We start from the raw sequence: 24667 nt of genomic DNA, 5'->3' as shown, positions 1-24667 counted from the left end.
TCTTCTTAACGGATTCTCTGGCACGCAATGTCAAATCACCTTGCCACCCCATCGGTGTCCTCAACCCCGGATGTCCCGGCCGCAGCTCGGCTGGATGCCGTGTGTGAACGGCCCCCGAAGCTGACCGGACTGGATGACTTTCTGACCGAAAAGAATCCACAGCGGGCGCTGGCCTACTTTCTGTCAGAGCTGGCGCCAGACGGCCCTCTGCGTAGCGTACTGGACATTGAAATCGCCGTGCATCGGACCGTTGCCCGCATCGATCGACTGATCAGCCACCAGATCAACGCCATCATTCACCATCCGCGTTTTCAGACGTTGGAAGCGGCATGGCGCGGTGTCTGGTATCTGACGTTGCAGGCCGAGGGCGCACGCAACATCAAGATCAAGCTGCTTGATATTGCCTGGACAGAGGTGGCCCGGGATATTGATCGTGCCCTGGACTTTGACCAGAGCCAACTGTTCCAGAAAATTTACAGTAACGAATACGGTCACCCGGGAGGCGAGCCTTTTGGCGTGTTGATCGGCGACTATCAGGTAGCGCACCGCCCGTCGTCGCGCCACCCACAGGATGACATCGCCACCTTGGAGGGCCTGGCTCAAATCGCGGCGGCGGCGTTCGCCCCCTTCATTGCCAGCGCCTCACCCGAGCTGTTTGGCCTGGACGATTTTGCCAAGCTTGGCGAACCAATCAATCTGGAAGCCATTTTTTCCCAACAGGAGTACGTCCGTTGGCGGGCGCTGCGCGAAAAATCCGACGCCCGCTTCATTGGCCTGACACTCCCGAGAACCCTGATGCGCCGTCCCTATCGGACCACCGCGGGCAGTTATAAAGGGGTGCCGTTTCGGGAAGAAAAAGGCGGCCGCCAGGGAGATGGATACCTGTGGGGCAGTGCCAGCTTTGCCTTTGCCGGTGTGTTGATTCGCGAGTTTGCCAATGTCGGCTGGTTTGGCCACATTCGTGGCGTTCCGCGCAATCAGATCGGGGGCGGACTGGTAACCACCCTGCCGGTGGATCACTTCGACGCGGACCCGGCGGCTCTGGCCCCCAAGCCGCTAACCGAAGTGATCATCACAGATCGGCGTGAACGGGAGCTGGCCGAGTTGGGATTGATCCCGCTGTGCCAGAGTTACCAGACGCCGTTTGCCGCTTTCTACAGCAATGCCTCGATTCAGAGGCCTGCTCGGGACACAGACCAGGGCGTAAACGCCCGGCTTTCCGCCATGCTGCAGCACGTCTTGTGTGGCTCACGGGTAGCCCATTACATCAAGGTCATGATCCGGGACAAAATCGGGGCGTTTATCAGCGCCGATGAATGCGAGCAGTTTCTGCGTCAGTGGTTGTTCCGCTATACCACCGGACGGGAAGATCTGGAGTGGGAGGAGCAGGCCCGTTACCCCTTGCGCGAAGCCGCCGTGAACGTCGAAGAACACCCGGAGCGGCCCGGACAATACCTGTGCAAAATTCATCTGGTGCCTCACTACCAGATCGACCAGATGGTCTCGGAATTGGAACTGGTCACCGAACTGGTACAGACCGGCTGACGGCCCTGAAGGAGAGAGGGAATCATGAGTCATATCGCAAAAACCCGCGAGCTGCGCCCATCCATCCTGGATCGCCTGCTTGATCACGACCCACAGGCTGTGCGCGAGCCCGCGCCGGCACGCCACCAGTACCTGAGCGAACTACGCCAGAGCGTGCGGCGAGATCTGGAGAATCTGCTCAACAGCCGTTTCTGCATGATCGAGCCCCCGCAGGAGTGTCCGGAAGCTACCCACTCCCTGCTCAATTACGGCCTACCGGACCTGGCAACCGTGAACATTTCCGACGCCGAAAAAAAGCAGCGCTTTGTGCAACAGCTCGAACGCATACTGCGGGAGTATGAACCCCGGTTCAAAAGCGTGCGGGTGACTCACCTCGAGAACCGGGAGCGCACCGACCGAACGCTGCGCTTTCGTATTGATGCGGTGCTATGGGCCGACCCAGCGCCGCAAAGCGTGGTGTTCGACTCGATTCTCGAGCCGGTCTCACGCAGCGTGAACGTCAAGGAGTCGCTCCATGGCTGATGAACTGCTGCCTTACTATGAGCGCGAGCTGGCTTACATTCGGCAAATGGGCGCCGAGTTCGCCAAAGAGAACCCGAAAATCGCCAGTCGCCTGGGTATCTCCACCGAAACTATCGAGGACCCCCATGTGTCCCGGTTGGTGGAAAGCTTTGCCTATCTCAATGCGCGCATTCAGAATCGCCTTGACGATGACTTCCCCGAATTCAGCGACGCATTGCTCGGCACCCTGTTTCCCCACTATCAGCGGCCAATTCCGGCCATGAGCATTGTGCGCTTCGAGCCCGACCCGGAACAGCTTGAACGGCCCTTTGTGGTTCCCAAGGGCACCGAGCTCGACACCCGTTCCTTCAAGGGCGAAAAGTGTCGCTTCAGCACCTGCTATGACACCACCCTGACACCGGTCGAAGTGGCCGAGGCACAACTGATGGGTCGCCCCTTCAACACTCCCGGGGCGGATCGAATGCGCGGCGCGGCCAGCGTGCTCAAGATTCGCCTGACGCCGCTCTTGGAGGGAAACAACCTGGCCGAGAGTCTGCCCCGGTCGCTACGGTTTTATCTCAAGGGCCAACCGCAATACATCCACCCGCTGTACGAGTTGTTGATCAATCGGTGCGAGAATCTGGTGTTGAGCGATGGCGCCAGCCGGCCCGTCTTTCTCGGTGGCGACCAGGTGCAACCGGTCGGCTTCGGCAAAAACGAAGGACTCCTGCCCTACCCCGACAATGCGTTCCTCGGGTACCGCCTGCTGACCGAGTATTTTGCTTTTCCCGAAAAGTTTCTCTTCGTGGACATACAGGGACTGGACCTGTCCCGTCTGTCACCGACCCTCGACTCCCTGGAGCTGTACCTTTACCTCGATGATGCGGATGTGGAGCTGGAGCATCACATCAACGCGGCGCACTTTGTCACCGGTTGCACACCGGTGGTCAATCTGTTCGAACATCAGGCCGACCCGATTGATCTGGATCACCGTCAGTACGAGTACCAGATTCAGCCCGACATCCGTCGGCCCTCGGGCTACGAAGTGTTTTCGGTAGACCGCGTGATCGCCGCAGACGCCTACGGTAAAAGCGCCGAGTACCGACCGTTTTACGGGCTCAATCACGACCGGCACTACCATCAGGATCAGACCTTCTGGCACGCCCAGAGGCGTCACGCGAAACTCAAACCGGATAACCGGGATGAGGGCACCGATGTGTTTCTCAGTCTGGTGGATCTGGAGTTTTCCCCCAGTTCCGCCCGGGAAAAGACACTACTGATCGACACCACCTGCAGCAACCGGGACCAACCGGCACGACTTCCGTTCAATAACCGGGAGCCTCAACTGCAATGCGTTGACGGCAGTCCTCCCACCCGACAGATCCGGTGCCTGACTCAACCCACGGAAACTATTCGTCCGGCATTGGGTAACGCCGCTCGCTGGCAGTTGCTCTCTCACCTGCAACTGAACCAGCGTTCACTGACGGCTGGCGAAAGCGGTGAAGCCTTGCGGGAAATTCTGCGCCTGTACGATTACCGGCAGACCTCGGCGCATCGCTCCCTGATCGAGGCAATCACCGACCTGAAGGTCCGGCCGGTAAACGCACCGATTCAGGTCGCCGGTCGACCCACGCTGTGCCGGGGAATGGAAGTGACCCTGACGCTTGACGATCGCTTGTTGTCCGGCGTCAGTCTGTGTCTGTTCACTCGGGTGTTAGAGCATTTCTTTGCGCTCTACTGCTCCATCAACTCATTCAGTCAGCTTCGGGTCAAGCGCAAAGGCTACGACGGTTTTTACCGGATCGGGCCTATTCGATCCGGGGGTAAAGTATGTCTGTGATCGCACAGCTTCAGGCCGAACCGGAAGCCTTCAGCGCCCTGCAGATACTGCGTCTGCTCGAGTTTCACGGCTCCGAGCCATCCCTTTCGGAGCAGTCCCCGCACCGCCGGCCACTGCGCTTTGCCCCCGGCGTCGATGTGCGCCCTCTTTCTCAGGAAGCCATCCGGTTCAGCGGCCAGCACCGCCTGACGTTTCCCGCCGCGGAGATTGAACAGGTTGAGCCACGCGGTGAGCAGTGGTCGGTTCAGTCCAATCTCCTCAGTCTGGATGGCGCGCTGGGCCCGCTGCCCTACCACTATACCGAGCTCCTGCTTGAGCGGCAGAAGGCCAAAGACCCGGCCCTGACCCGCTTTCTCGATCTGTTCAATCATCGCAGCATGAACCTGTTGTGGCAGGCGGCGAGTAAATATCGCCTGCCCCTGGAATACGAGCGCGCTCGACGCCACCGTGGCTCGGCCACCACCATAGACCGACACACCGAGATGCTCCTGTCACTGTTGGGGCTGTCGCCGCGTCTGCTTCCGGACAACCCGGATCTTCCCGCCGAGGCACTGATCTATTACGGCGGACTGCTTTCACAGCCGGTGAAAACCGTCGACAATTTCGAGCAGATTCTCCAGGGCTATTTCCAGGTTCCCATCAGCCTTTCGACCTTCTCCGGCGCCTGGTGCGAGGTGCTGCCGGACATGCGCTGCCAGCTTCCGTCTCTGACCCAGCCCCGCGGACAGAATAACTGTCTCGGTCGTTCGACATTGCTCGGGCAAAAATCCTGGCTGGCCCAGAACCAGGTGGACGTGACCATTGGCCCGCTCGACCGGGCCCAGACCGAACGGTTTGCACCGGGCAGTCCGGCACTGAAAGCCATGGACCAGCTCAGTGCGCTGTACCTCGGTTGCGAGCATCAGTTCAACCTGCAACTGAAGGTTCGCTCCGAGGCTCTGCCCAAACAACTGCCGATCGGCACTGGCACGCCGGGGCAGCTCGGCTGGAATTCCCGGCTGCCCCGGTCAGCCTCTCGCCCGGACAGCGCCAACGCCACCCAGAATATTCCCGTGTCCACCCGGACGCCGGAGTCTCAAACATCTCATACAATCCGTCCCAAAGGACCCGGCCGTGCCGCCGCCTGAACGGTGACGCAGCGGTCATACTACAAGGAGTCGACATGATTACTCTGGATCTGAAATCTCTCGTCAACAAGCTGAACAACACCACGCGCAATGCGCTCGAAGGGGCGGCGGGCATCTGCCTGTCCCGCGGTCACTACAACGTGGAAGTCGAACACTGGTGGGTCAAACTGCTCGAGGTCGACGACACCGACGCGCAGGCCATTCTGGAGAAATTCGAGCTGTCGCCGGACACCCTGAGTCGCGCTTTCAATCGCGAACTGGATCAACTCAAAAATGGCAGCACTCGTCCACCCGCACTATCGCCCAACGTGGTAGAGCTGGCCAAGCAGGCCTGGGTACTGGCGTCAGTGGAATACGCTCACAGCCAGGTCACCAGTGCTCACCTGCTGGCCGCTCTGCTCCTGGATGACAGCTTGCGTCGATCGGCCGTGGCCAGTTGCCCCGCGCTGGAGTCACTCGCTCCGGAATCCGTCCGGGAGCTGGTCAAGGCACTGGTGGGCACTACGGCCGAGTCGCGGGAGCTACCGCCCGAACACGGGGTGGACGAAGTTCCTTCCAATACCGCCCAGGCCAGCAACACACCCTGTCTGGACAAGTACACGGTCAACCTCACCCAGGCGGCCAAAGATGGGAAAATTGATCCAGTCTGGGGTCGGGACCAGGAGGTCCGTCAGATTGTCGATATCCTGATCCGTCGCCGACAGAACAACCCCATCCTGACCGGCGAAGCCGGTGTCGGGAAAACCGCCGTGGTGGAGGGTTTTGCGCTGCGGATCGCCAAGGGTGATGTCCCCGAGCCGCTGAAGAATGTAGTGCTGCGCAGCCTGGACTTGGGACTGCTGCAGGCCGGAGCCAGCGTAAAAGGCGAGTTTGAAAATCGTCTGAAGTCTGTCATCGCCGAAGTCAAAGCCTCGCCCCAGCCGATCATCCTCTTTATCGACGAGGCGCACACCATGATCGGTGCCGGCGGTAAAGAGGGACAGGGCGATGCCGCCAACCTGCTCAAGCCCGCTCTGGCCCGGGGCGAACTGCGCACCATTGCCGCCACCACCTGGGCCGAGTACAAAAAGTACTTCGAACGCGATCCGGCTTTGACCCGGCGCTTTCAGGTAGTGAAAGTGGAGGAACCGAATGAAACCAAGGCCATTGATATGATGCGGGCCATCGCTGGCATGCTCCAGGCACACCACAAGGTGCGGATCATGGACGAGGCGATTGTCGAATCGGTGCGCCTGTCCAGCCGCTACATGCCCGGTCGCCAGTTGCCAGACAAATCCGTCAGCCTGCTCGACACCGCCTGTGCCCGGGTGGCCCTGAGCCAGAGCGCCACCCCCGCCCCCATCGAAGACACCGAGCGGGAGCTGGACCAGATCGCCGCAAACCTGGCCACTCTCGCCCGGGAAAATGCAGCACTGGATAACTGCCAGGACCGCATCGATGAACTCACGCAACGACAGGCTGAGCTGGAACAACGCCTGGAACAACAACGGCAACAATGGCACATAGAACGGGAGTTGGTGACCGCCGTCAATCAACACCAGGACACAATTGAAGCCGACCACGAGGCGGAGGGTGATTCCGGAGAGGCTGCCAATGCACGAGCGGAGCTGAAAACTCTGCTCGAAGAGTTGACCCGCCTGCAGGGCGATACGCCCATGATCAAGGTTCATGTCGACGGCCAGGCCATTGCCGAGGTGGTATCCAATTGGACCGGCATTCCGCTGGGCAAAATGCTGTCCGATGAGATTCAATCCGTGCTCAACCTGGGCGACACGCTGAACCAGCGTGTCATCGGCCAACGCCACGCGCTGGACGCCATTGCCCAGAGCATTCGCACCGCCCGTGCCGGCTTGACCGATCCGCGCAAACCCATCGGGGTTTTCTTTATGGTCGGCCCCAGCGGTGTGGGGAAAACAGAAACCGCTCTGGCCCTGGCCGACACCCTCTACGGTGGTGAGCACAACCTGACCGTCATCAACATGTCCGAGTTCAAGGAAGAACACAAAGTCTCCATGCTGCTCGGCTCCCCGCCCGGCTACGTCGGTTATGGCGAGGGCGGTGTGCTCACCGAGGCGGTGCGGCGTAAACCCTACAGTGTGGTTCTGTTGGATGAAATGGAAAAAGCCCACCCCGGCGTACAGGATGTGTTTTACAACCTGTTCGACAAAGGCACGATCAAGGATGGCGAAGGACGCGATATCGACTTCCGTAACACCGTGATCATCATGACCTCCAACGCCGGCGAGGAACACATTCGCGCCCTGTGTCAGTCCCAGGAGGACACCATTGCGCCCGATGTGCTGCTGGACAACTTCCGCCCGCAGTTGCTTCGACACTTCAAGCCCGCGTTCCTCGGGCGCACCACCATCGTGCCCTACTACCCGCTGGGCGATGAAGACCTGATGAAAATCGGCGCTATCAACATGGAAAAAATCCGTCGCCGAGTGGCGGAGCATTATGGGGCCGAGTTCAGTTTTGAGGAAGATGTCTTACTGCACATTATTGCCCGCAGCCAGGAAGTGGACACCGGGGCGCGGAATATCGAAAACATCCTGACCCGCACCCTGCTTCCGATGATCGCCTCGGAGTGCCTCGGCCGAATGGTGTCCGGCGAGCCGATTCAGCGGGTGCGTATCGGCGTGGATGAACAGGATCAGTTCACGTGCCAGTTGGATGCGTGACGGGTCTGACAGCATGATGCCAACAGCGACAAGGAAACGGCTCTTCATTATGCTGGGTCTGTTGTGTCTGCCGGCCGTGGCCTTGAGCCAATCGTTCGATCAGGGCATTGAGCGACAGTTCAGCGACCTGCGTGATGCCGTCCGGCAGGCACAGTGGCACAGGGTGGAAGAACAACTGCCGTCGCTTCAACACCACTATTCCTTGAGCCCGCCTCAAAGAAGCTATCTGCACCTGGCGGAGGCGCTGCTGTGGCAATCTCGGGGCGAGCACCGTCGGGCCATTCCGTTATACGAACGCATCGAACCGGACAGTGATGTCTACCTCGAGGCCCGCACCAACCTGGCCATCGCATTTTTGAAACAGGGGTGGTGGTCGGATGCCCATCGGGAGTTGGAACAACTGCTGGCACGCGCCGAACCGGAGGCCGAGCTGAAAAACCGCTGGCGCATGATGCTGGGGATGTCCCAGTTGCAACAGGGGTTCTACCGCGATGCCCGAACCACCTTCGGCACCATCGATCAGAACAGTCGTCACCGCGCTCACGCCTGGCGGGGCATCGGCCTGACGGCGCTGCACCTGGGAGACCACGGCGGCGCGCTCAATGCCTTCCGACGGCTCAAGGAGAAGCATGCGGAAGAGATTCCCGAGGGCGCTTTTCTGGTGGCTTTTACTTATGACCGGATGAACCGGCTCAAGCTGGCCGAAGCCAATTACCGGGAAGCCCTGCTGCACTATCAACACCAGTTACAGCAGACACAAAAAGCGCTGGCGCAGCGTTCGCCCGACGCAGCGGACACCCAGTCGCTGGAAGCTCAACAGAACCGGCTGAACACGCTGATCAGTCAAAGCCAATACGGACTGGCCACCATCTATGATCGCCGTTAACTCGTCTTTTCGCCCGCGCACACTGTGGCACGCCATCGCACCGGCTACCCTGGTACTGGCCGGTTGCGCTTCCCAACCGCCTGAGCGGGCCACGCTCGCGCAGCTCGACCGCTCCCCCTCAACTTACCACAGTGCCCCGGTCATCGGGCAGATCTCGGACGCCGACGCCAAGAGCGCTTACTATGAATTCCTGAACAACGCACCGGAGCACGATCACAGCCGTAACCAGGCCCTGGCCCGCCTGGCCGAGCTGGAACTGAAGGAGAGCGAGCGCTGGACCCAACAGGACGACTATCAGGAAGACCAGCGCTATCGCGCCACCCTGGAACGCACCGTCGAGCTGCTGACTCTGGCGCTGGCCGATTTCCCGGAGGCGCCCGGCAACGACCGCAAGCTCTATCAACTCGCTAAAAGTCACGACCTGTTGGGCAATCACGATGCGTCCTTGCAGGCCCTGGAGGCCCTGGCGCGACGCCACCCCGAATCTGAGTTGTATCCTGAAACGCAGTTCCGGCTTGCCGAGGCGGCGTTCAGCGCCGGTGACTACCTGGCGGCGGAAATTGCCTACACCGCGGCACTGCACAGCAGCCAGGACACCGGATTTCACGAGCGGGCGCTGTTCAAGCGCGGCTGGTCGCGCTACAAACAGTCCCTGTATGAACCCGCTCTGGAAGATTACATCGCGGTCATACACGCGCAGGATTTTCCGGACCTGGCCGAGCAATTCGAGAACCCACTGAACGCCGACCAGCAGGTCATCTATAACGAATATTACCGCTCCCTGGCGTTGGCCATGCAGCGCTACCCCCAATCGACACCGGTCGTTGATCTGTTCCGGAAACACGGTTTGACGGACCTCTACGCCCCCTACCACGCCAGCGCCACTCAGCTTGAAGACCAGGAGCGTATCAGCGATGCCGTGGCCGAGTGGCAGGCACTGATCGCCGCCGGGCCGGAGCCTCTGCTGAGCCTGCGGGCCCGGGCGCACATCGTCTCTCTCTGGCAGGAGCACGGGTTCACTGAGGCGGCTCTGCAAGCCAGTGAAACCGCTTACCGGGACTACCAACGCTATCGAACGCTCACCGCCGGAAACAAGAGCAATCCGGCGCTGGAAAAGAACACCACGGAAGCCCTTCGCCATCAGTGGACGCAAGTGGCCCGCCATTATCACAGTCGCTACCAACAGCAACCCGAAGACGCGCATTTGAGGCAGGCGCAGCAATGGTACCAACGGTATCTCGAGCACTTTGCCAGCTATGCCCAGCAGGACGGGATTACGCTGCTCTACGGCGATCTGTTGGCAGAAGCCGGACAAATCGAACCGGCCTTTCTGCAGTACGAGCGGGCGGCGTTCGATGGCTCGGTCATTCTCAACCAGGACGCGGCCTATGCGGCCTTGGCGCTGCTTGATGAATTGACCGGTCAACAACCGGAGCGCTGGCTCGCCCGCAACCTGCGCTACGCACAGGCCTTCGCCCGGCTCTACCCCAGCGACCCGCGCACGCCTTCCGTTGCCTGGCAGGCCGCCCGCCACGCGTTCAGGGCCAATGCCTACGATGAGGCGATTGAACTGGCGCGCTTTGCCCAGAATCACCCGCCCCTTCAACAGGAGGCTTACTCGCTCATTTTGCAGAGTCATCTCGATCAGCAGCGTTACGCCGAGGCGGAACAGGTCGCCCGGCAGTTACTCAGTCTCCCGGCACTGTCGGACGAAACCCGCTCGCTGACCGAAGCGCGCTGGTCGTTGAGCGTGTACCGGCAGGCGGAACAAGCGGAGCGTCGACAGGAATGGGACGCCGCCATTGATCATTTCCGACGCATTCACGAAGCTTACCCCGACAGCGACAACGCCGCGCGCGGACTGTACAACGCCCTGTCACTGGCGGGCGAATACGAAAACTGGGGCCTGGCCATCGCCCTGATTCAGCGCTTTCAGACCGTATACCCGGAACACGAATTGCGGGTCGATGCAGGACGTCAGTTGAGTACCGCCTATCTGGCCAGCGGTCAGACCGACCGGGCCGCTCGTCAGTATGAACGCCTGGCGGGCACCGAACAGGACGGTCGCGCTCAACGGGCCGCGCAGTGGAAGGCCGCTCAACTCTATCTTGAACAGGGCGATCGGGACGCCGCGATCAATGCCTTCCGCCGTTACGCCCATCGCTACCCGAACCCCTATCCGGAGAACGCCGAGGCCATGAACCACCTGGTGACGCTGTACACTGAATCCGGCGAACCGGAGAAGCGGGCGTACTGGCAACAACAAATCCTGACCCGGGACCGACAGCAACCGGATCAAGCCAAAACCGACCGGACGCGACGCCTGGCCGCCACCGCCGCACTCGGCCTGGGGCGCGATCACCACGAACACTTCAAGGCGACCCGTTTGAGCCTGCCGCTGGACCGAAGCCTCTCGGAGAAAACCGGACACATGCAGAACGCCATCCAGCACTATGCCCGCGCAGCTTCTTACGGCCTGACGGACATTGCATCGGAATCCACCCATCAGATTGGCCGCATCTACGAAACCCTGGCGCGGGACTTACTGGAGTCAGACCGGCCCACGGAACTGAGCGACGAGGCACTGATGCAATACAACATTCTTCTGGAGGATCGCGCCTTCCCGTTTGAAGACAAGGCGATTGAATTCTACGAGCGCAACTTGCGGCGTGTCGCGTCGGTTTCCTTCAATGACTGGTTGGCAAAAAGTCGGGAGCGCCTGGCCGTCCTGTTTCCGGTTCGCTATGACCGACCGGCCAAGATGAGCATTCGATTTCCAAAGATGGCGGAGTCAGAAAAACCAAACCACACCTCAGAACCAATCACCAACGCACGCCTGGAGGCGGACCAGCCGTGAGTACAAAGACACGATGGCCAGTGTGTGTATTGCTCTTCACCAGTGCACTGCTCGGTGCCTGTACCCAGACCACGAGTGGACCAGAACCCGGACCCGTGCGCGACCATGCACGCCAATCTCTGAGCGAGGAGCAACAGCGCCAGGCCGACCGGGCCGCAACACGGGCGGCCACTGGAGGCTACGATGCGGCGGCGAACATTCTGGAACAACTGATCGAACAGCGGCCTCACCATCCGGAGCTCTGGGCCAACCTGGCCACGCTGTATCACCGTTTAGAGAAATCGGAATTACGGGATCAGGCGCTGGCACGGGCCCGCGAACTGAACCCAGACAGCATTCCAGCGTTGAATCTGTCCGGCATTCTGGCGCTGAATGCCGATCAACCACAATCGGCTGAGCGGCTGTTCAAAAGGATAGTGGCTCTGGAGTCCGACTATCCCGACGCGCACTACAACCTGGCGCTTATATACGATACTTACTACCAGGACCTTGAGCGAGCCATTGATCACTACCAGAACTATCTCGCGTTGATCGAGGAGCCGGACGACGCCACGACCGCCTGGCTCGAACAGTTGAAAAATGCGCTCAAACGTCAACAACATCGGGAGCACGCCGGATGAAGTACCGCCTGTTCACTCTCCTGACCGGCTTACTGCCACTCCTGGTGGTCAGCTCGCCGGTTCCGGCCCAGGACAGCCCACGCATCGAAATCGAAATGGAGGCGACGCGCATCCGTTCCAATCGGGAGCTACCCAAGCTTCTGTACATTATTCCCTGGCGCGATACCGAGCTGAGCGACAGATCCGGCGAGCGAAAAATCCTGATTCCCGATTTGTTTGCGGATTACTACGATCCGCTTTTACCCCGTGAGACGAAAGAACAATCGGACGACAGTGAAGATCGCGACGCCCAACACAACGATTAATATTCTTGCGTCATAAATGATTAAAAAGGCGTTGCTTATTTCGGAAAATTTAAATCATCACAACAAATATTTGAACGACAACGGATTGCAATTCCTAATAACAGTCTCGTTCATTAAGCGCTAAGGATAATAAAAAAAAGTAATACGTCATAAACCGAGCAGACAGTCATTTGTCTCTTTTTATTTTGAGCTACCATCTCCTGCACCTTATGGTCATAACGACCAAAGGCAATCAAGGCGACAGGTGCGTGCCATATAACAATAACGGGCACGCTGCCTGCTTTCCGTTCAGCAACACCAGGAGAAAACTACAAATGATAAGCACAACACAAAAGCGTAATGGCATTTACGCCGCCATGCTGGGCCTTGGCCTTGCGATGGCGGGACAGGGTGCCATGGCTCAATCGGCAAATTGCGAATACGTTGTCAGCAACGAGTGGGGCAGCGGTGCCACAGCCACCGTTGAGATCACCAATAACGGCACCACCGCCGTCAATGGCTGGGACGTCAGTTGGACCTACGACAACAACCGGGTCACCAACAGCTGGAACGCGCAGGTATCGGGCAGCAACCCCTATACGGCGACCGACCTGGGTTGGAATGGCACGATTCAACCGGGTCAGACCGTTGAGTTCGGCATGCAGATTGATGCCAACGGCGGCGCCATTGAGCGTCCGGAACTGTCGGGTGACGTCTGCACCGGTGGGGGCTCTTCCAGCTCGTCCAGTTCCTCCAGCAGTGAGAGCTCCAGCAGTGAAAGTTCCAGCTCTTCATCCAGTGACGACGGCGCCACGGGTCAACAGTGTGATTGGTATGGCACGCTCTACCCGCTCTGTGACAGTCAGGACAACGGCTGGGGCTGGGAAGACAACCAGAGCTGTATCGGCCTGACCACCTGTAGCGACCAGCCCGATCCCTACGGCCCGGTCGATGGCGGAAGCAGCAGCTCCTCTTCCAGTTCCAGCAGTGAGAGTTCGTCCAGTAGTGAGAGCTCATCCAGCAGCGAAAGCTCCTCCTCATCCAGCTCGTCCAGCAGCACGCCGGATGCGGGCGGTGTGTTCCGTGTTGACGAAACCGGTCAGATCACCCAGAACGGTGACGCCTTCCCGGTGCAGTGTTCTGCATGGTTTGGTCTTGAAGGCCAACACGAGCCTGCCGATGCCGAAAACAACGCCGACGGTGCTCCCATGGAGCTGTATGTCGGCAACATGTGGTGGGTCGATTCCGGCCGGACCATCCAGCAGACCATGGACGAGATTACCGCTCAAGGGATCAATACCATCCGTCTGCCCATTGCGCCGCAGACCCTGGATCCGAACGATCCCCAGGGTATCGGTGACATTCGCGAGGGTGGCGTACTGAAAAACCACGAGTCGGTCCGTCAGGAAAATGCCCGTCAGGCGCTGGAAGATTTCATTGTCCAGGCCGACGATAACGGCATCAACGTAATCATCGACATTCACTCCTGCTCCAATTACGTGGGCTGGCGCGCGGGCCGGCTGGATGCCACACCACCTTACGCCGACGCGGAACGCGAGAACTATGAGTTCAAGCGCGAAGGTTATTCCTGCGGCCCGGTAGACGACCCGAACGTACAGGTCGATCTTTACAACGAAGAGCTGTGGCTTGAAGATCTCCGGGAAATCGCCGGTCTGTCCGAGCAGTTGGGTGTCGATAACATCATGGCCATCGACATTTTCAATGAGCCCTGGGATTACACCTGGGCCGAGTGGAAGCGTCTGTCAGAAAATGCCTACCAGGCCATTGCCGAGGTTAACGACGATGTTCTGATCATGGTTGAAGGCATCGCTACCTCAACCAGTGCCGGTGACGAAGTGCCTCACGGCGATGAAGACTCCAACCCCAATTGGGGTGAAAACTTCTTCCCCTTCGCGGACGCACCGCTGGATATTCCCAAGGAGCGCCTGATTCTTTCTCCGCACACCTACGGTCCGTCGGTATTTGTCCAGCGTCAGTTCATGGATCCGGCGCAACCCGAGTGTGAAGGCCTTGAAGATATCGAAGCGGCCGAAGCCGGTTGTAACATTGTTATTGACCCTCAGCGCCTGGAGGCCGGTTGGGATGAACACTTCGGGTATCTGCGTGACCAGGGTTACGCGATGATCATCGGTGAGTTCGGCGGTCATAGAAACTGGCCCGCCGATGCGCCACCGCGCCATCGTGAAGCCTGGAGTCACGTCGAGCCCGGTATCGACATGCAGTGGCAGAATACCCTGGTCGACTACATGATCGAGAAGGACATTCAGGGCTGCTACTGGTCCACCAACCCCGAATCGGAAGATACCGGTGGTCTGTACGAGCACGCGTACGACCCGGTCTCCAATGAAAGTGGTTGGGGTCAGTGGGAAGGCTTCGAACAGGAGAAGTGGGACATGTTGCGCCGCCTGTGGGGCATCTGATTCCGGTTTTTCTGAAGCCTTGAAAAAATCCCCGGGCGGCTCACCACCCGGGGATTTTTTTGCGCTTAAGGAGCCAAAGATCCGATGGGTATTCGGGTGATTTCGATATCTTCCTTGTTGGTCGCGTAGGCGACATAAACAAACTCTTCGTCTACGTAGCTTTTCGGATAGCTGTAACCCGCCCGTTTATACTTTCCCTCGTACCGCCAAGGCTGCAGGTCCGCTCCGCCGGCGCGCACCAGCCAGGCCCGATCAAAACGCTGCCCTTCTTTGCTCACCGCTATTGTCAGCGGAATCCGGGTTTTGTTTCCGCTGGGATTATTGACAATAAACGCCGAACCGTCCGGTAAGTTACCAGCGCTCTGCTTGGCCCTTGAATCGGGAAAGTTGGTGATCACCGGTTGCGTCCAGCTCGCCCCCCGGTCACGACTTTCTGCTGCCAGAATTCGGAAGCTGCTCTGTTGATCGCGGAAAGTCATCACAATGCGGCCATCGCCACGGCGATACCAGCTGGGCTCGAGCTCCCGGGTGATATCCGGCTCGTGCGCCAGATTGGGCAACTCACCCCGCTGCCAGCCCGACACGCCACTGGGATCATCGGTGAACCAGGGCGTGGCAATCAGCCCGGGCTGTTCGTGTACGGTGGTGAGGATACGCCCCCCAGGGAGTGCTCGAAGGTCCTGCTCCAGGATGCCGTTCAATGGTTTGCCCGCGCGGGTCATCACTCGCCGGGGTTCACTCCAGTGTTCACCGTCAGCGCTGGAAACGTACTCCACAAAGCCACCGCGTGGCTCAGCATCATGAGGCCATACGTTGATGTAGGCCACCAATTGATCGCCACTCACCCACCAGCCACCGTTGGTGATGGTGGCGTCTTTTCGGGGCAATGCCAGCGTCTTTGGGCGACTCCAGCTCGCGCCCTGATCCGGACTGATCGCATAGCGGATCTCGGTTTCCGGTGCGTCTTCATCCCGTCGAGAGCTTTGCCACTGAGCGTAAAGCCTACCCTGGAAGCTCATGACCACCGCGCCGTGGTTGTAACGGTAGTCCTCCGGGCCAGGACGATACACCGTAAAGGTTTGTCGGCCGGAGGCGAACGACAGTCCCAGGGTATCGGGTTGTTCAGCATCAAAAACACCCGGTGCCAATACCAGCGGCGCGCTCCGCCTGTCTTCCGACGGTACCGATTCCGGCCCGGCACAACCCGTTATTGCCAACAGCCACACCACGCCAGCCACAAGCGTCTTGATCCTATATTGTTGCATTACCGGTCGCTCTCCCTACGCCATCCTGATCCGAACTCGCGGGCGACGACGCCAGACCAGAAGCGACAACATCACCAGCCCGGTCAAAGAAACGCTACCACCGCCGCCACTGGTTGTATCGTTACTCATATCGACACCGTCATCACCGCCGTCGGGGGCCGGTTGTTCATCGCTTTGTCCATCCGCCGGTCCCGCCGGCGTATGATCGTCATCATACTCGGGACTGCGCTCACACTCGCCGGCGGGATCGGTGTCCACAAACACATGGACGGTTCGAGTCATGGTGTGACCGTCGGCGTCCTCCACGCTCAACGCAATCTCCGCCAGACCGCACGCCTCGGTGGTAAAAAAGGCCGTGCCATTTTCAAGCGCCACCGAGCCATTGCTGACTGAGATGATCGAATAGGCCGGCTCGTCGGTATAGCCACGGAACAGATCGGCAAGATTTAACTCGGCGGTTTCGCCCTCGCGGATCATTGTGTGAGGTTGAGCCATCCAGTCCAGGTACTCATCCAACATGGTGTACCCATCCCGGTCGGGATCCGCATTGGCATCGGCAAAGTCGTCGCCGCCGGAGAGCGGGTTCAGGCCATGAAGTTTTTCCCACCAGTCGGGCAGGCCGTCATCGTCGCTATCCCAATCGGGATCACGCTGCAGGTAGGGATAATCTTCATAGCCGCCCACGTCGTCTTCGTGATCGGGCAAACCCGGCTCTCCGGTGTAACTGCCTTCGTAGATGGTCGTGCCGGTCAGCGTTTCCTGAATGACCCGAAGATCCTGATCGTCCTGCATCAAGCCCCCGGCCCCCACATCGGACAACACCCGTTTGTAGGCTTCGACGGCACTGTGCACTTCGGCACGGGAGGGGAAAAACGGCTCATCCACCCAGGTCTCATAACCGTTGGCGCTGCCACTTTTCACCCGGCAGACGGCGGTCTGGTTGCTCTCGTCCGCGCGGCCGGGAATCACGTTACCGGAGCAGTAGTAACGCTGGGTTCCGGGGAAATTATCGTACTCCACATTGAGCGCGTACATTTCTTCGGTGGCCGGGCCCGGCTTGTAATAATTGTTGACGAAGTTCACTTCATGAGCGCCACCATCGGTGGTCCGGCTGCGCCAGTTGTAAACCACGTTATTGAAAATATCCAACCGCCCGGCGTAGTCCCCGTTGCCATCCAGCCCGCCGGCCAACGACCAGTTCCGGCCTTCATTATGGGCCAGCAGGTTATGGTGGAAGCTGCCAATATCGCCACTGATACTGGCCGCGTAACCGTGCCGCGTGCCCGAGGGGTAATTGTCATGCCCCGCCACATTCAATGCTTCGGCAATCAGAGTGCGCTGCAACGTGATGTTGCGCGCGCTGCGGGAAGAGAAGGCTTCATCGATGGTCCAACTGATCGAGCTGTGATCGACAATGGCGTGATCTGCACCCTGCAGACCGATGCCATCGTAGGTGGTGCCGGCCCCCAGGCGCACCCGGATATGACGCATCACCACGTCACTGGCACCACTGACCCCAAAGGGTGCGCCCCGTACCACAATGCCTTTGCCGGGCGCGGTCTGTCCCGCCACAGTCACATATGAATCACTGATGGTCAGACGCGATTCCAGATGAATGATGCCAGACACGTCGAACACAATGGTGCGCGGGCCGATATCGTTTTCCACCGCCGCGCGCAAACTGCCCGGGCCGCTGTCGTTCAGGTTGGTGACTTTCACTACCTGACCGCCACGACCACCCAGTGCAAAGCGACCATAGCCTTCGGCGTCGGGAAAGGCGAGCTGACGTGGCTGAAATGACCAGACATTACCGCGAGTGATCCGGTCCTCCTGGTCAACCTGATCCACCCGCCAGAAATACTCTTCGCGACTGTACAGCCCCTGCAGTGCAAACTCACTGTTCGTCTGGCGCCCCCAATAAACCGAGCTGTCGCCGTCACTCACCAGAGCCTCATCGGTCCCGAAATACACCTCATGGGCAACCGCGTCCGGACCCGGCGTCCAGTTCAATGTCAGGTGGCCGTCGGTTGTTTCGACATGTCGATCACCGTCGGACGGGAGGGGTTGTCGGGCTTGTTGGGCCACATTGGGCGTGTTCAATTCAAAGCCATTGATCACCACGGCTTCAATGTCCGCGCCGGCGCCAGTATCGGCCTCGAACCGAACTTCAACATCGTCACCCGTGCTGTCGAACGTCAGGTACGCCGTCTGCGCCGCGGTGTTCTCCTCGACGCGATTGGTCATGGCCAGGTCGTTCTCGACCTGAACACCATCCACATAAATATCCAGAGGCGCCACTGTGGTGTCGGCCCAGCCGTCAACCGAGTTCAGATACACCAGCAGGCTGTGCTCACCGGCGGGCAAATCCGACAGCGTCATGGTGATGGCCCCTTTTTTCTGTGGTTCACCGTCACCGAAATCCACCAGAAGGCCATCGCTCACCAATCGGGCGAAATAGGGGGGTAGAATATGGGTTTTGAACCAGTTCGAGCGCAGGCCGACACCACCGCTTTGGGTAAACGTCACGCTCACACCGTCGAAGGTTTCGCTAGCGGTGCTGACACTACCGATGGACCAGGGCGTATAACCCGGTTCATTGACTTCCGACGTCTGGCGGCCGGCAAAGTCCAGGTCCACTTTCACAACGGGATCTTGAGCCAGCACCTCGGAGGCGAGACTGGCGCACAGGAGCACACCCAGCCACCGGCCGGGATGAGGGTTGATTGTCATAGTATCCACCAGATGTTTTTTATAGGGGTGGTTTGCCCTGCTATGGTGCAGGATCTCTCACAGTTCTCTCGGGCAGTATATTATGAGCCTTATCGTCTTGTCACGGACTTGCCGCGCGGGGACCAGAAGGCACGTCCCCCTCCGCTTGCCAGGTTTGCACCCGATTTCTACCACCGGCTTTGGCTTGGTATAGGGCCAGATCGGCCTTCTGTAACAGGGATGAGACCGCTTCGCCGTGTTCATACACCGCGATGCCCATACTGACGGTCAGGCTGAACTCAGTGCTGCCAAAAGTAACTGGTGTGCTCGCAATGTCCTGGCAGAGTCTCTGCGCAAGCGCTACCGCTTCTTGAGCATCGTTGTTGAGACAGACTATGGCGAACTCCTCTCCCCCCATGCGCGCGGCCATATCACCGGTGCGTACCGACTCTGCCAGCAAAGCGCTCACCTGCCGCAGCGCCTCATCGCCGGCGGCGTGGCCGTACTGGTCGTTGACTCGCTTAAAGTAATCGACATCAATCATGATCAAAGACAGGGGCAGATCATGACGTTGCGATTGAGCGGAATAACGAACCAGACACTCGAGCAGATGCCGACGGTTCGGCAGGTTGGTGAGGTAATCGGTTCGCGCTTCCTGCTCCGCCTGCTGTTTGGCATCGCTGAGCTGGCGCGTGCGTACGGCCACCTCCGCATGGAGCCGCCGCGCGTGCAGCAGCAGCGCAAGGCCGACCATCGACACCAACGCCACCAGCCAATACCACCGGTGGGCCCAGAACAGCTCATCAAACAGGGAGTCCGGTTCCGCACTGTAGAGGAAGGCATTCAGATCCACTTCCCCGGTCAGCAATCCCTGGTCGCGAAACACCGACTCTATATGTCGCCACCGCTCTTCGTTCATGTAGCCGACGGGAACCACATTGGGCAGTATCAGTGATTTCGAAGCTTCCGCCTCGAACATCAAGTGCTCCCGACTTTTACCAAGAGTGTTGTAATCCCGCAGGATCAGGTCCACCACTTTGTCCGGATGGGTCAGGGCGTAATCCCAGCCCCGTCGAGTCGCCTCTAGAAAATTCCTAGTCACATCGGGGGCGGTATTCAGCATCGTTTCCGTGGTGAGAAGAATATCGCCGTAGAAGTCGATACCGTAATCGCTCGGACGAAATACCCGGTAGGGAATGGAACGGCGGGTAAACTCGAAGGGCTCATTCGTGCTGTACCCGTTATAACCTGCCACCTCCCCGGAGATCAGCGGTTCCAGCGAGGTTTCACTCGGCACCACCTGAACATCATCCACCGCCATTCCGGCGTTGGCCAGCATCGCGAGCAACTCCGCATTCATGTAGCCGCCGCTGAGCATCACGGGCTGATTTTTCAGGTCGTAAAGTGAGTCTATCGGCCCATCCGCGCGGGTCACCAACACTGAAGGCGAGGACTGAAAAATCGCCGCCAGCGCCACCAGCGGTACACCCGAGGCGCGGTAAATCAATGCCCCGGTATCCGCCACGGCGAATTCCACTCGACCACTCATCAGTTGGTCAATGGGCGATCGGCTTTCACTGCGCTCATACAGCGTCACGTTCAGGCCTGCATCCCGATAGTAACCTTGCTCGATCGCGGCATAATACCCAGCGAACTGAAACTGGTGGCGCCACTTCAATTGAATAGCCACCTCAACCAACGCCGACTCATCCTTCGCAGCGGCAATACCCGACACTCCCAGCAGCAGAGAAACCAGGACTAAAAGTGTCGTCCATGCCCGGAAATCGCCTCCTGAAAACACTCCCATTGACTCCATTATCGCCCCTGTGGCAATACGTCTGTTATTCGACCCCATTAAACAACTATAGCCTTACCGGCGCGTAAAGCAACTTATGAGGCATCGCCCGCCGCCGCCCTTTGTGAATCCGGTTACAGAACATTTTATCTGATTTTCATATAGCGGCTCTGCGACGGTGGCAGGCGCAGCACTGTCAGGGTGCGTATCGGTTACAGTGAAACACAGCTTATTTTCAGGCCCTTGACCGGCAAAGGGAAACCTCGGATATTTGATCGGTTACAGCGAAAGGGCAGTCGAATACCCGTCGTTTTTAAGTACCCCTAAAGCAAAAAAATGGCCGCCAGCCGGCCAAACAATCTCCAATAAAAAATAGTGAGAGAGTCAATTATGATCATCAAACCCCTCACCTTTGCGGTGATAATGAGCGGCCTTCTGGTCGCTTGCGGCGGATCAGATTCCGCACCGGACAATGCCTCTTCCAGTTCAAGCAGCAGTAGCTCGACGGCATCCAGCGCGTCCGAATCCTCTCAATCCTCCAGTGAGACCACACAGGGCGACGAAAACAGCCTGACCATTCAGGAGTACGATACCGGCTTCTGCCGACTCGACGGCACGGTCGACAGCGACAACGAAGGGTTCACCGGCCCGGGCTTTTCCAATACCGACAATGTTCCCGATAGCGCCATCACCTACCGGGTCAATGTGCCCGAGGCGGGTCACTACGCGCTGGAGGTGAGATACACCTCACTCAATACACGCCCCGGCGACATTCAGGTGAATGACGCCGACGCCGGTGAGTTTGAGTTTGCCACCACCGGTAGCTGGACCAGCTGGACCACTGAATCCCAGACGGTGGAACTCGACGCCGGTGACAACGACATTGGCCTGGTCGCGACCGGCGTGGACGGCCTACCGAATGTGGACGCCCTGACGGTCATCGGCGTCACCCCCACCGCGGTGGATTGTGGAGTGAACAGCGATGGCGATGGCCTGCTGCTCCCGCAGGACGGCAACCCGGTGCACAGCCGGTTCCGCAGCGCCCGTTTTGCCTGGAGTCAGGACAAGGCCGACATCGTTCTCTCGTACCAGTACGACCACGGCGGCTGGCCGAAAAACCAGGACTACGAGTTCGAGGGTAGCGGCGGCAATGACCTGGGCACCATCGACAACGGCGCCACCGTCACCGAAATGATTTACCTGGCTCAAGTCTATAAAGACACCGGTGAAACCCGCTACCGGGATGGCGTGCGCAAGGCCATGAACTACCTCCTCGATGCCCAGTACGACACCGGCGGCTGGCCCCAGTACTATCCGCTGCGAGGTGGTTATTCGGATCACGTCACCTTCAACGACAACGCCATGACCCGGGTGCTCACGGCGCTCTATCACGCCAACCTGGAAAGCGCGCCCTTCGATACCGACCTGTTCACCGACTCCGACCGGGCGGCCATGGCACACGCGATTGAACGGGGCGTGGATTATATTCTTCAGTCCCAGTGGGAGCAGAACGGCGAGCTGACCGTCTGGTGCGCCCAGCACGGTAAGGACGACTACCTACCCAAGGCCGCGCGTGCCTATGAACTTGAATCCCTTAGCGGCAGCGAGTCGGTCGAAATTATCGCGTTTTTGATGACCCAACCGCAGACGCCCGAAGTGGAAGCCGCCGTAAAGGCCGCTATTGGTTGGTTCCGCAGCGAGGGCACCTATCTGGACGACCACCGGTACGACAGCTCGGTGGAAGAGAAGATTGTCTACAGCGAAGGCGACCGTATGTGGTACCGCTTCTACGACCTGAATACCAACGAAGGCTTCTTCAGTGATCGGGATGGCGGCAAGTATTACGACATCATGGAGATCTCTGCAGAGCGGCGTAACGGCTACAGTTGGGGCGGGAGCTACGGAGAGAAAATCATTTCTTATGCGGATCGGGTTGGGTATTGATTGGTAGCGCATACCGAGGAGCGGCGGATGCGGCCTTCGGCCTTATCCGCCCTACGGGGCACCGGGTGGTGCTGATCGTCACTGGACGTGTGATCTCAGACTCGTAGGTCGGATTAGCGCCCAGCGCGTAATCCGACACAGCCCTGACATCACATCCACACAAACTATTGGCGCTTCAACTTCAACGCCCAATCCCGCTCCGCCAGAGCCGAACCGGCGGGGAAGGCGGCAATCTCAATTTCACCCGATTCATTCGCCATCACAGACATCCGATTGAGCCAATCACCGCTGATCGGATCAAACCACTGCATGGCATAAGACGCACCGGGCGTGAATCCGCTGAGCCTGGGCGCCACCGACGCATTCTCAAAATACAGCATCGCCAGATCCGCCTCGGCGGTGCGCATCATATAAGACCATCCGTCCAGACCATCCTCCGGTGCATTGGGTGCTTTACGCGGCGCGATGTCGGCGGTGACGGGAACCAGATCCTGATAGCGCTTACCCTCGGAGAGCATAAAGCTCTCCAGGTGCTGCATATAATTCGCTGACTGATAGCGCAGCGCATCCCAGATATGCGGCCGCGCCCCATCGGGCTCGCCCGTGGTGGTGATATCGTAGGCGGCGGTGCCGTGTACGTGCCCTGCCAAGCCACCGGACAACACTGAGCCGAACATCTGCGCCCGGGCAAAATAATTGTCCCGTTGCGAGTTGGGCGGAGGCTCTTCCCCACCGGGTTTATTGATCTCATGCAGCCAACCGGTGTAATAGGGCTCGAAGTTGATGGTCGGTTTGGGCGGATTTTCCAGGAAGAACTGCGCCTCCAGGTTTTCCCCGACCCGATGATCCCGGGGCTTGTTACCCACGCTGTGCATATCCAGCCAGGGCACCTCATCACCGGAGCCCAGGGTGGTATGAGTGGCCCGATCGATCAACACGGTATGAATCTGACCAAAGGGCGGGCGACCATAGGTCTCCTGGTGGTAAGTGAGCGCCTCGTTAAACTGATCGGCGGTCAGGCTGAAGTCTTCCGGCACCCAGTCCAGGTGAATGCCGCTGAACACAAAGTTGTAGGCCCCATAGCGGGCAATCAGATACTGCGCGAAGCGGGCAAAGCTCTCTTTGAAATCAAAATAGGCATCCCAGGACGGGCCGACATCCCGACGCACGGTTTCCAGCAGCGGCACAAAACCGACCTCGGACAGGTGCGCCATTTTTTTATCCAGGCTCTGGAAGTAAGCCGGCGTCAGACGATTGAAGTCCGACACCCCCGGGTGCTGGTCGGAGGGCGCAAACGGCAGATGACCGTACTCATCGCGCATATTCTTGGCGGTGAAGGTGCCCCAGTAACTTACGCCACCCGACGCATCGGTGCCCTGCTCATCGGACACATCGTAGCCGAACTTCTCCCAGGCGTTGCGCAGGTAAATACCGTTCTCATCGGCATAGGTGCTCGGGTTCAGGTCCGCCTCCCAGTTGGGGAACGCCGAGATCATACTGACGGAATTGAACCCCTGGTTCTTGCGGTAATTGACCGCATCCTCGAACCCTATGCCGGGACCGGGTTCGTACTCATCGGACGTGGCGGCGTTGCGGAACGGCAGCCGCCAGGTGGACCCCGCCAGCCAGGTGTCGCCCACCATAAAAAACGGCGTGCCATCGGCGTATTCCAGCGCGTGGCCATTGTCGCTGACGCGCACAAACCCGCGCCGGTTGGGGTTCTCCCGCTTTTCCGCTTCGCTCCAGCCGGTGGCGGTAAAGCGCCCGCTGCGATCGTTCAACCCGGCATCGTCCGGCTGGTTTGAACCGACTTCCCAGGACCAGTCCCCCGGTGCCGTGGCCACCAGGCGCACCACAAAGCGGTTGCCGCCGTCCCAGAAGCCGTACACCCGCTTGTCGAAATCGGGCCCCTTGAGCTGCACCCAGACGTCCACTTCGATGTAGGGGTTGTCGTAGGGGTTCTCGGCGTGGAAAACCAGTTGCTGCATCTCCCAGGTGCGGACGCTGGCCTCATTGGGCTGATCGGAGGACGTGGCGCAGGCCACCAGAGTGAACAACAGGAGTGCCGACAGGCACAGGCGGGAAAGACGGTTCATAACGACCCCTTATCGATTTACTTATGATGCAGGGATACTAGCAGAACCGCCCTTAAGGAAACTCTGATTAATCGCA

Annotated in this window: 15 protein-coding genes; 11 read left to right on the top strand and 4 right to left on the bottom strand. The window is 59.2% G+C overall.

Annotation, left to right across the window (positions count from 1 at the left end; all coding sequences use genetic code 11):
- Positions 1-27: 27 nt before the first annotated feature.
- The 10 genes from tssC to B3187_RS10255 all read left to right on the top strand — a co-directional run bounded on the left by tssC (position 28) and on the right by B3187_RS10255 (position 14782).
- Complete coding sequence (tssC, locus tag B3187_RS10300) at positions 28-1545, top strand: type VI secretion system contractile sheath large subunit (RefSeq protein WP_286806255.1); 1518 nt, start codon at positions 28-30, stop codon at positions 1543-1545.
- 24 nt (positions 1546-1569) lie between these two features.
- A complete protein-coding gene (tssE, locus tag B3187_RS10295) occupies positions 1570-2067 on the top strand; it encodes a type VI secretion system baseplate subunit TssE (RefSeq protein WP_286806254.1) in 498 nt (165 codons plus the stop codon).
- Entirely contained in the window at positions 2060-3886 is a 1827-nt protein-coding gene (gene tssF, locus B3187_RS10290; protein WP_286806252.1) for a type VI secretion system baseplate subunit TssF, read from the top strand. Before tssE ends, tssF begins: the two co-directional genes overlap by 8 nt.
- Positions 3877-5013: a type VI secretion system baseplate subunit TssG gene (gene tssG / locus B3187_RS10285; protein ID WP_286806250.1), complete on the top strand. Its 1137-nt coding sequence runs from the start codon at positions 3877-3879 to the stop codon at positions 5011-5013. The genes tssF and tssG overlap by 10 nt, the downstream gene beginning before the upstream one ends.
- A gap of 35 nt (positions 5014-5048) precedes the next feature.
- On the top strand, positions 5049-7694 hold the full coding sequence (tssH, locus tag B3187_RS10280; RefSeq protein ID WP_286806249.1) for a type VI secretion system ATPase TssH: 2646 nt from the start codon (positions 5049-5051) through the stop codon (positions 7692-7694).
- Between the two features lie 49 nt (positions 7695-7743).
- Positions 7744-8580 carry a tetratricopeptide repeat protein gene (locus B3187_RS10275; RefSeq protein WP_286806247.1) on the top strand — a complete coding sequence of 279 codons (837 nt, stop codon included), beginning with the start codon at positions 7744-7746 and terminating at the stop codon, positions 8578-8580.
- Positions 8567-11437, top strand: a complete 2871-nt coding sequence (locus tag B3187_RS10270) for a tetratricopeptide repeat protein (protein ID WP_286806246.1) — start codon at positions 8567-8569, stop codon at positions 11435-11437. The genes B3187_RS10275 and B3187_RS10270 overlap by 14 nt, the downstream gene beginning before the upstream one ends.
- Positions 11438-11532: 95 nt before the next feature.
- Positions 11533-12057: a tetratricopeptide repeat protein gene (locus B3187_RS10265; protein ID WP_286806245.1), complete on the top strand. Its 525-nt coding sequence runs from the start codon at positions 11533-11535 to the stop codon at positions 12055-12057.
- Complete coding sequence (locus B3187_RS10260) at positions 12054-12362, top strand: hypothetical protein (RefSeq protein WP_286806244.1); 309 nt, start codon at positions 12054-12056, stop codon at positions 12360-12362. Before B3187_RS10265 ends, B3187_RS10260 begins: the two co-directional genes overlap by 4 nt.
- Positions 12363-12676: 314 nt before the next feature.
- Positions 12677-14782 carry a cellulase family glycosylhydrolase gene (locus B3187_RS10255; RefSeq protein ID WP_286806243.1) on the top strand — a complete coding sequence of 702 codons (2106 nt, stop codon included), beginning with the start codon at positions 12677-12679 and terminating at the stop codon, positions 14780-14782.
- 65 nt (positions 14783-14847) lie between these two features.
- Here B3187_RS10255 and B3187_RS10250 read toward each other — a convergent pair whose 3' ends face one another.
- The 3 genes from B3187_RS10250 to B3187_RS10240 form a co-directional block, all read right to left on the bottom strand.
- On the bottom strand, positions 14848-16047 hold the full coding sequence (locus B3187_RS10250) for a sialidase family protein (RefSeq protein WP_286806242.1): 1200 nt from the start codon (positions 16045-16047) through the stop codon (positions 14848-14850).
- 15 nt (positions 16048-16062) lie between these two features.
- Positions 16063-18777 (bottom strand): pectate lyase family protein, encoded by a 2715-nt coding sequence (locus tag B3187_RS10245; protein ID WP_286806241.1) that lies wholly within the window; start codon positions 18775-18777, stop codon positions 16063-16065.
- Between the two features lie 100 nt (positions 18778-18877).
- The gene (locus B3187_RS10240; RefSeq protein ID WP_286806239.1) at positions 18878-20434 is read right to left on the bottom strand and encodes a GGDEF domain-containing protein; all 1557 of its coding nucleotides are present in this window, start codon (positions 20432-20434) and stop codon (positions 18878-18880) included.
- A 507-nt stretch (positions 20435-20941) separates the two neighbouring features.
- Between B3187_RS10240 and pelA the strand changes: the two genes are divergently transcribed.
- Positions 20942-22495: a pectate lyase gene (pelA, locus tag B3187_RS10235; RefSeq protein WP_286806237.1), complete on the top strand. Its 1554-nt coding sequence runs from the start codon at positions 20942-20944 to the stop codon at positions 22493-22495.
- Between the two features lie 164 nt (positions 22496-22659).
- On the opposite strand, the gene B3187_RS10230 is transcribed toward pelA, so the two are convergent.
- Positions 22660-24591, bottom strand: a complete 1932-nt coding sequence (locus tag B3187_RS10230; protein WP_286806235.1) for a DUF5060 domain-containing protein — start codon at positions 24589-24591, stop codon at positions 22660-22662.
- Between the last annotated feature and the right edge of the window lie 76 nt (positions 24592-24667).

The organism is Marinimicrobium sp. UBA4209 (assembly GCF_002381585.1).
In the GTDB taxonomy this organism is placed as follows: Bacteria; Pseudomonadota; Gammaproteobacteria; order Pseudomonadales; family Cellvibrionaceae; genus Marinimicrobium; species Marinimicrobium koreense.
The sequence above is the reverse complement of the archived record's forward strand: the minus strand, read 5'-3'. Positions and strand labels throughout refer to the sequence as shown.